The organism is Hafnia alvei, from assembly GCF_900095695.1.
In the GTDB taxonomy this organism is placed as follows: domain Bacteria; phylum Pseudomonadota; class Gammaproteobacteria; order Enterobacterales; family Enterobacteriaceae; genus Hafnia; species Hafnia alvei_B.
Map to the genome: position 1 here is coordinate 1 of NZ_FMIQ01000002.1, position 9,293 is coordinate 9,293.

The following is a 9,293-nucleotide window of genomic DNA, read 5'->3' on the forward strand; positions in this document are numbered from 1 at the left end:
TTTTTATCGCGCTCCAGCAGGCCGCCGCGCACCAGCCACAGGGATTCACTGCGGCTGAAATGCGCCTCACCAACGGCGAGCGTGTTGAAATGCAGGCTGCGCCCGCCGTTATCGTTGAGGATAAGGCCGGTTTTGGTCACCAGCAGGCTGATGCCGCTGGGCAACTGCCAGCCGGGGCCGAGCAAGCCCACAGGCGCTGGGGTATCGGTTTGGTAGCTGCTGTAGCTGCGGGACAGGATAAAAGGCACGGCGGCCGGTAAGGCGACGTCGGTTTCGGCGGAGAGGACTTTGGCGCCCAATAACGGGTTGACGGGTTTACCGACTTTTTGTCCATTGGGGCAGGTCGAGCAGGCGACGCCGCTGGGTGCGCCGATCAACACGCCTAACGAGCCCTGCGTGATAGGGCCACCTATTGTGGTTTGGTCTGTTTGACGCGCTGCGGGTAATCCTGCCATTGCACTTATCCCTGTCGTTAATATGCACACCGAGTGCGCTTATCTATGCCACGGGCTGAGGGATTGTTAAATGGCGTTTGATTTATGAATTAATTAAGAGAAATTTAAGTGTTTGCGGAAAACGCCCTATGAATAGGGCGATATTGAGGCTGTGGTCTAATAAAAATCAATACAGCGAAACTCGCTCTATCAAAAGTTTGAATCCTTCTTTACAGCTGTTCTTCTACCAGTAAACTCCAGCCTTCAACGTCTTTCCAGTATGACTGCTCTTTTTCCACATCGAGCTGTACGAGGTTATTTTGTTGCAGATAACCCCGTGGAAAACGCAGGATCCAATGAAAACCGTTGGTTTCGAGCTCCAGCGATTCTGGCGTAGTGGTGGATTGGCGCTGATTATTCAGCAACGCCGCCAAGCGCAGGATTTGGATCAGCGGGATATACTGTTTTTTCTTAAACAACGTTAAGCGTGGTAGCTCATCCAGCTTTACACCTTTACGGTGGAAACGGACTAGCGTTGCCAGCAACAGTTGCTGCTCCTGATTAAATCCCGGTAGGTTGGTGTTTTGCAGGATATAGGCTGAATGGCGGTGCATGCCGCTGTGGTTGATGCTCAAACCAACCTCATGCAGCATGGCGGCCCAATTGAGCAACGCCTCTAGCTGTGGGTGAACCAGTTTGCTATTCTGAGCCATCCATTGAGCGTAAAGCTGCTGTACCGTGCTCAGTACGCGATAGGCTTGTTCGTGATCGATATTATAGTGTTCCGCTAGGCTACGCGCGGTTCGGCTGCGAATATCCTGATGGCGGAAACGTCCTTCCATCTCATAGAGCACGCCTTCACGCAGTGCGCCATCCGATAGCCGTAGCTGTTTAATCGCCAGCGCATCAAACACGCCGCAAAGAATCGACAGCCCCGGCACAAACACTGCCTGACGATCTTCCGAAAGCCCCGGTAAGGCTAATTCGTTGAAACGCTTGTACTTAAGCACTTCATTACGCAGCAGTTCAAGACGCTCCGCCGTGATGAGGCCATCTTTTTCACCCAGTGCAATCAACACTTCATGGGCGGCTTTGATCGAGCCAGACGCACCGAGCGCAGCCTGCCAGCCTTGGATTCGATACTGCCACGCCATATTTTCCAGTTTCTGCGCTGCCGCTAAACGAGCACGCTGGAAGTTATCTTTGCTGATTTCACCGTTAGGGAAGAATTGGCGAGCGAAACTCACGCAGCCCATACGGCGGCTTTCGACCAGCAGCGGATCGAAGTCTTCACCGATAACCATTTCAGTGGAGCCGCCGCCGATGTCGATCACCAGCTTGCGGCCTTTTTCTGGCTGCGTGTGCGCCACGCCCATAAAAATGAGTCGCGCTTCTTCGTGACCCGAGATGATCTCAATCGGATACGGAATTACTTTCGCAGCACGTTTGAGAAACTCTTCGGCGTTGGCGGCTTGACGCAGCGAATGCGTGCCTACGATACAGACGTTTTCTTCAGGAAATCCTTGTAAACGTTCAGCAAACAGAGCGAGGCAGGCAACGCCGCGCTCCATGGCTTCTTCGCTGAGCATATTATTGCTATCAAGGCCATCGGCCAGATGGACTCGTTGCTTCAGGCGTCCCAGAACCTGAAGCGCGCCGTTCACGATGCGGGCAATAACCATATGGAAACTGTTAGAGCCCAGATCGATTGCAGCAATTTCCTGCGGTTTATTATTGGAATGATTTAGCGGCATAAGCGGCCTATAAGTCTGTAATTGTTATTGGTTATCAGGCTGTTCAAGGGCCTTGAGGTAATCATAAATCGCTAACTGAGATCGTACCTTGCGGCGATTTCCGCGCGGAACATAACGGTTGCTGAGATCTTTATCAAGATACCGCGCCTTAACGGTGTCACAGAATTGCAGTTCGAGCAGATCTAACACGCGCTGGCGCAGCGTTGGATCGAGCAGCGAAACGGCAACTTCGATGCGATAGTCAATATTGCGGGTCATCCAGTCAGCAGAGGAGAGATAAACCAGCGGATCGCCATGGTTCTCAAACACATAGACGCGTGCATGTTCTAAGAATCGATCGACGATGCTGGTGATCTGAATGTTATCGCTAACGCCCGGGATGTTAGGCACCAGCGAGCACATGCCACGCACCAGAAGGCGGATTTTGACCCCGGCTGAAGAGGCGGTATATAAGCGATCAACCAAGCCTTTATCCACCAAGTTATTGAGCTTCAGGGTGATCCCTGCGGTGAGACCAGCCTGTGCGCTGGTAATTTCCTGATCGATGAGCTGATACAACATACGGCGCGAGTTTTGTGGTGACACCATCAGGTGTTCAAAGCTAACCGGGCGGTATGGGTTTTCAATGAAATTGAACACCCGTCGCACTTCGTTGGTGATACGCGCATCGGCGGTGAGCAGCGAATAGTCTGTATAGACGCGCGCGGTTTTTTCGTTGAAGTTACCGGTGCCGATATGTGCATAGCGCACGATGCTGTCGCCTTCTTTACGCGAAATCAGGAACAGTTTGGCGTGAATCTTCAGCCCCGGAGCTGAGAAGATCACATGCACGCCGGCTTCGGTTAAACGCTTCGCCCAGTGGATGTTGGCTTCTTCGTCGAAACGCGCCTGTAGCTCAACCACCACGGTGACTTTTTTACCGTTGTGCGCCGCGTGGATCATCGATTCGATGATGCGAGAATCTTTAGCCACGCGGTAGATATTAATTTTTATCGCTAGCACGCTTGGGTCAAAGGACGCCTGACGCAGCAGCTCGAGCACGTGCTCGAACGTGTGATACGGGTAGTAGAGCAGCACGTCGTGATCGCGAATGGCGTCAAAGCCGTTGCGGAATTTATCAAACCAGATATGACGCAGGCGCGGCAGGGGTTTATTCACTAAGTGGGCGTTGCCCACGTTAGGGAATTTGATGAAATCTTTGAAATTGTGGTAGCGACCGCCCGCGATGACGGAATCGTAGGAGGAGATACCAAGTTTCTGGCGCAACAATTCGACCAATTCATCAGGCATGTCACGCTGATAGACAAAGCGTACCGGCTCGGCGGTCAGGCGCTGTTTCAGGCTTGATGACATGAGTTCCATCAGGCTGGATTCCATCTCTGTGACCAGATCGTATTCAGCATCTCGGGTCATTTTCATGGAGTAGGCGTTCAAGGCATCGTAATCAAAGAAGCCTTTGAAGATATCATCCAGACAGTATCGCAGAATGTTATCAACTAAAATCATTGGCTTGCGGCGGCGAGGCGTTTCCGGTGGCAGAATGATGAAGCGTTCGACTTTATCCGACGGAATTTCCAACAGCGCGTAGCTAGTCTGATGACCACGAATAATCTCGACGGCTAAATAGGTATAGTCGTCTTTTAAGAATGAAACCAAATCGGTTTCATTGTTTATCAGGATCGGCGTGATGTGCTGGCGCAGGTGATTTTTAAAATATTGGCGCAGCCACACCTGCTGATTTTCTGAAAGCTGGCGTTCATTGATCAAGAAAATCTGATTACGCGCCATCTCCAGCAGCAGTTCGTTATATAAAGAATCGAACTCCTGATCGGTTTTCAGCACCTTGGCCTGAATTTTTTTGAGGAGGTGTCGTGAGGTGCCCGTCGAGCCTTGCTCTTCACTGATCAGAATGCGGCGTTTCAGATCGGCAAAGCGAACCTTGTAGAATTCATCCAGATTGCTGGAGTAGATCCCGAGAAAACGCATACGCTCAATGAGCGGATTGCTCTTGTCAGCGGCTTCCTGTAGAACACGTTCGTTAAATGACAACCAACTCAGTTCTTTATCGATATAGAGCTTTTCCTGACCCATTGTGACTCCAATACTAAACGGCGACGATATACCCGCCATGCTTGAATCTGTATCGTTCGATTCAATGATTTTGGGTATAGAAGTGGGAGTACCCAGTGTCTGCCTTTATTATGGCGAGAAGTTGACGAGAAAGTCCAATGACCAAACAGTAATGTGGCGTTAACAATGTTGCCATATTATGCTACCTGCTTTTTGATGGCCTCTTAATGGAATATGCATGCAGCACACCACTCCAGCGTTAATAATGCGTGATAAGCGTCGGGCTTGGCGAGACCGCCTGACTCGCTACGTCGTGAGTGCGGGTGGAATGGTGGTTTTGGCTATGCTGATGCTGATTTTCGTGTATCTGCTCGTTGCGGTCTGGCCGCTGTTTAAACCGGCTAGCATCGGTAAGCCTCAGGCGCTTCTCTGGCCAAAAAATACGGCGGCACTTGCCGTTGGCGTTGACGCGACCCATCAAATGGCGTGGCGTATCGATGCGGATGGCAAAGGCATGTTTATTGCCCTGCAATCGCAGGGGAAGGATCCTCAGCCGCTCCAAGCGCGTCAATTCACCCCGTCAGCACCGAGCTCAGCCGCGTCGGTGAGCGGTGATCTTCCCACGACTGCACTCGCTACCAGCGATGGTAAAATCCTATTGGTCAGCCCGCAGTTTCATCCGGTGGGGAAAACGGGCGATACCGGACATTTTGCGCCTGACTGGCTCTATCTGCGCGGCACCACGCCAGAAGCTTTCGATCCCCAACGCCAGCCGTTGCGCCAAATCAGCCTTGGCATGGTGCAAAAGCGGCCGGTTATTGCCGCCATTGCTCAGGACGGACGACTGCTGCTCGGGCAGTCCACGCCAACGGGCTGGCAAGTGCATCCGATGGTGGTAAACACGCCGGTCACTCAGGTTCTACTTTCTCCCGATGCTCGCCGCCTGTTCGTGCTGAGCCCAACGCGCCTAACGGTGTTCACGCTTAATGCGGCGCTTGAGGGGGTAGGGAAAACGCTCACGTTTGAACAGCAAAAAATGGTGGCGATGACGCTTTTACCCGGTGCAAGTTCGCTGCTGTTACAAAACAGTCAAGGACAGATAAGTCAGTGGTTTGATGTGGAACGCAATGGCGAGCGGGAGCTGACTCAGATCCGTCGCTATCAGCCAGCGATAGCCAATAGCCTGATGGTTCATGAACCGTACCGTCGCGTGTTTGCTGCAATCGCGCCCACGGGGGAGCTCGCCATTTATGCTTCATTACGCGAGAACGCGGTTTTACGGGCATCGATAAAGTCTGGAGTGAAAACGGCGTGGTTTGATCCGCAGGGGAAAGGGTTACTGGCTGAAACAGCTCAGGGGACGTTTTGGTATCCATTGAGTAATGACTACCCTGAAATCAGCTGGCAAACCTTGCTGAAGCCAACGTGGTTTGAGAACCATTCAGCCCCAGATTATGTGTGGCAAAGCACCTCCGGCAGCGATAACTATCAGGCCAAATATAGTCTGTGGCCGGTGATTTTTGGCACCCTGAAAGCGGCATTTTACGCGCTGCTGTTTGCAACGCCGCTGGCCGTTGCCGGAGCTATGTATACCGCATGCTTTATGTCACCCCGCCAGCGAAGCGTGGTGAAACCCGCGATTGAAATGATCGGCGCATTTCCTACCGTAGTGATTGGCTTAGTCGCCGCGATTTGGTTGGCGCCGATCATCGAAAATCATCTTTTAGCATTGCTCGCGCTACCGATTCTCGTCCCTCTCATTATTGTGACCAGCGCTGCGCTGTGGACGCGAGTTTTCCCCAAGTGGGCGCAGCGTTCAGGCTATCGCTTCGATGTTTGTCTTTTGCTGCCGGTGCTCGCAGGGCTATTGGCGCTGTGGTTTATGTTTGCCCCGCACCTTGAGATTTTGCTGTGGGGAATGCCGCTGCATGAGCGTTTAGGCGATGGTTACGATCAGCGTAATACGCTGGTGGTAGCGATAGCGCTTGGCTTTGCATTAGTTCCGGTGATTTTCTCGCTGGCAGAAGATGCGCTGTTTAGCGTGCCTGCTTCGTTGGCGCAAGGTTCGTTGGCCCTAGGCGCTACTCAGTGGCAAACCATGATGAGAGTACTTTTGCCGAGCGCCAGCGCTGGGATCTTCTCGGCGCTGATGATTGGGCTTGGGCGCGCCGTGGGAGAAACCATGATTGTCTTGATGGCAACGGGAAATACGCCGCTGTTGGATAACACGCCGTTCCAAGGGCTGCGGGCACTCGCCGCCAATATTGCGATTGAAATGCCGGAAGCTGTGGTGGGCAGCGCACACTATCGCGTGCTGTTTTTAACGGCGCTGGTGTTGTTTATGTTTACCTTTGTGGTGAATACCTTAGCTGAAACGGTGCGCTTAAAACTGCGTACGCGCTATAGCGCTGAGCGAGAGGGATTATGAGTCATCAGCAAATTGCTCAAGCGCCGAATCAGCCGCAAGGGATGCGTCGATGGTTTCATAGCGGTCGGCCTTGGATTTGGCTCAGCGCGGGCGCGGTCACGATCAGCCTATTGGCGTTGTTGGGCTTGATTGTGCTGCTTGCAGGTCAGGGGATGCGCTATTTCTGGCCGCATTCGGTCTATGAATTTGAACTCAACAACGGCCAGCGAATTATTGGCGAACGCTATGCGATAAATCAGATCCCACGCCAGCAACTGCTGGACGCGGGCATCAAGCTTGCGCCGGATGCACCAGCAACGCTGCCGCGCTATCTCATCAAAACGGGCAACCGTGAATGGCAAAACCAAGATTTTATTACCCTGTTGGCGCAGGATATTCACCATACGCGGAAACCTAAAGATCTGTTGGTGCTTGAACGCGAGCATAACGGGAATGCCTATGGATATCTGGTCGGCCTGCTAGAAAACGGCCAGCCGCTGGTGGGGCGTCAAGTGGTGCGCGATCTTCAGAGCAGCATTGAGCGCACGCGTGGGCTGACTCAGAAGATCGCGCATTTGCGTCAGCATCAGCTGTCGGCGATCAGCGCACAGTTTGAAAAAATGCGTTTAAGTCAGCGCCAAGCCGAGATGAAGGGGACGTGGAACGATCGTTTACAGGCTCAGATTCGCGCCGAACGGCTGGAGTTGGAGCGTAAGCATCAGCAATTAATGATCCGCTTGGATGCGCTTGAGCATGATCAAAAAAGCGATAGCTTGCTGCTACGTGATATGAACGGCGTTCAGCGAGAAATTCCCGTTTATGAAATTCATGACGCATGGATGCCTAACGCGATGAGCTCCGGCGATAAAGTTCGACACTGGGCAAAACAGATTAAAAAATTCATGGCGGATAACCCACGTGAATCTAACACGGAAGGCGGCGTTTTTCCGGCGCTTTTTGGCACCATGCTGATGGTGATACTGATGTCGGTGATCGTGATGCCACTAGGCGTGATTGCGGCGGTGTATCTGCACGAATACGCGCGTAAAAACTGGTTTACCCGCTTGATTCGTATCGCAGTGGTGAACTTGGCGGGCGTGCCGTCGATTGTATATGGGATCTTCGGTTTGGGCTTCTTCGTCTATGTGCTGGGTGGATCCATCGATCAGCTATTCTTCAGCGAGGCGTTGCCCAACCCGACATTTGGAACGCCGGGGCTACTTTGGGCATCGCTGACGCTCGCGCTGCTGACGTTGCCGGTGGTGATTGTTTCCACCGAAGAGGGGCTAGCACGTATCCCCGCGTCATTACGGCAGGGGTCACTGGCGCTAGGTGCAACCAAGGCGGAAACACTGCGGCGGGTGGTTTTACCACTGGCGGTGCCCGCCATGCTGACCGGATTGATCTTGGCGATTGCACGTGCGGCGGGTGAAACGGCACCGTTAATGCTGGTTGGCGTGGTGAAGTCTGTGCCTGAATTACCGATTGATGCCGTATTCCCTTATTTGCATTTGGATAGAAAATTCATGCACTTGGGTTTCCAAGTTTATGATGGGGCGTTACAAAGCCCTAACGTGGAGGCCGCACGTCCGTTGGTCTTTGCGACCGCATTTTTGCTGGTGACGCTGGTGGTGGGGCTAAATTTGGCCGCGATGTCGATTCGTCATTACCTGCGTGAGAAATATCGCGCGCTGTCGCTCTAGTTATTTTTTCTGAGGAGTCCTGCCCGTGGGTTTAACCGCACCGGAAATATTGCCCCTGCTGGATGTGCATAACTTGCCGCCAGAGCAAACGGCATTAGCGACGCAAAATTTAAATCTGTTTTACGGCACGAAGCAGGTGCTGTTTGACGTGAATCTGTCGCTGCCAAAGAATCGTGTTACGGCGCTTATTGGGCCTTCCGGCTGTGGAAAGTCAACGCTACTGCGCTGTTTTAACCGTATGAACGATTTGGTTGAGCAGTGCCGCGTTGAGGGGGAGGTGAGCGTCAATGGGAGCCGTGTGAGCGGCGGCGATATTGACGTTGCCTCCCTTCGCCGCCGCGTTGGAATGGTATTCCAACGGCCCAATCCGTTTCCGAAATCTATCTATGAAAACGTGGTGTACGGCCTGCGTTTAAACGGCGTACGCGATCGACGGATACTGGATGAAACCGTAGAGCGGGCGCTGCGTCAGGCTGCGCTTTGGCATGAGGTGAAAGGGCGCTTGAGCGATAACGCCTTTAAATTATCCAGCGGCCAGCAGCAGCGTTTGGTGATTGCTCGTGCGATTGCGATTGAGCCAGAGGTATTGTTGCTCGATGAACCCACGTCTGCACTGGATCCTATTTCCACGTTGACCATTGAAGAGTTGATTGTTGGACTCAAAGAAAATTACAGCGTGGTGTTGGTCACTCATAACATGCAGCAGGCAGCACGCGTGTCAGATTACACCGCGTTTATCCATCAGGGTGAAGTGGTGGAATACGCCGATACCGATACGTTGTTCACCTCGCCAAGGCAGAAGAAGACGGAAGATTATATTACGGGGAGGTATGGGTGAGTTTTTGTATGCTTATGGCTATGAGAGCATGGTGAAAGGTTACGTCCGCCTAAAATACCGAGTCCGACATATACATCTTGCTGGCGT

The 9,293-nt window shown here is 52.6% G+C and carries 6 protein-coding genes; 3 read left to right on the forward strand and 3 right to left on the reverse strand.

The window, feature by feature from the left end; all coding sequences use genetic code 11:
* The 3 genes from BN1044_RS00175 to ppk1 all read right to left on the reverse strand — a co-directional run.
* Positions 1–455, reverse strand: a 455-nt coding sequence (locus tag BN1044_RS00175) for a DUF6531 domain-containing protein (protein WP_254663904.1), incomplete at its 3' end; no start/stop codon positions are given.
* A gap of 209 nt (positions 456–664) precedes the next feature.
* The gene (gene ppx, locus BN1044_RS00180) at positions 665–2,188 is read right to left on the reverse strand and encodes an exopolyphosphatase (RefSeq protein WP_072307049.1); all 1,524 of its coding nucleotides are present in this window, start codon (positions 2,186–2,188) and stop codon (positions 665–667) included.
* A 24-nt stretch (positions 2,189–2,212) separates the two neighbouring features.
* A complete protein-coding gene (gene ppk1, locus BN1044_RS00185) occupies positions 2,213–4,279 on the reverse strand; it encodes a polyphosphate kinase 1 (protein WP_072307050.1) in 2,067 nt (688 codons plus the stop codon).
* A gap of 217 nt (positions 4,280–4,496) precedes the next feature.
* On the opposite strand from ppk1, the gene BN1044_RS00190 reads away from it, so the two are divergent.
* Genes BN1044_RS00190 through pstB form a run of 3 tightly spaced genes read left to right on the forward strand, consistent with a single transcriptional unit; the run spans position 4,497 to position 9,206 of the window.
* Positions 4,497–6,686, forward strand: a complete 2,190-nt coding sequence (locus BN1044_RS00190) for an ABC transporter permease subunit (protein WP_072307051.1) — start codon at positions 4,497–4,499, stop codon at positions 6,684–6,686.
* A 41-nt stretch (positions 6,687–6,727) separates the two neighbouring features.
* Entirely contained in the window at positions 6,728–8,368 is a 1,641-nt protein-coding gene (pstA, locus tag BN1044_RS00195; RefSeq protein WP_072307053.1) for a phosphate ABC transporter permease PstA, read from the forward strand.
* A gap of 25 nt (positions 8,369–8,393) precedes the next feature.
* A complete protein-coding gene (gene pstB, locus BN1044_RS00200) occupies positions 8,394–9,206 on the forward strand; it encodes a phosphate ABC transporter ATP-binding protein PstB (protein ID WP_072307052.1) in 813 nt (270 codons plus the stop codon).
* Positions 9,207–9,293: the final 87 nt, after the last annotated feature.

Excerpts from the sequence above, each read along its gene's own strand:
- ppk1 (WP_072307050.1), bottom strand. The coding sequence starts at position 4,279 with ATGGGTCAGGAAAAGCTCTATATCGATAAAGAACTGAGTTGGTTGTCA.
- pstA (WP_072307053.1), top strand. The coding sequence starts at position 6,728 with ATGCGTCGATGGTTTCATAGCGGTCGGCCTTGGATTTGGCTCAGCGCG.
- ppx (WP_072307049.1), bottom strand. The coding sequence starts at position 2,188 with ATGCCGCTAAATCATTCCAATAATAAACCGCAGGAAATTGCTGCAATC.
- BN1044_RS00190 (WP_072307051.1), top strand. The coding sequence starts at position 4,497 with ATGCAGCACACCACTCCAGCGTTAATAATGCGTGATAAGCGTCGGGCT.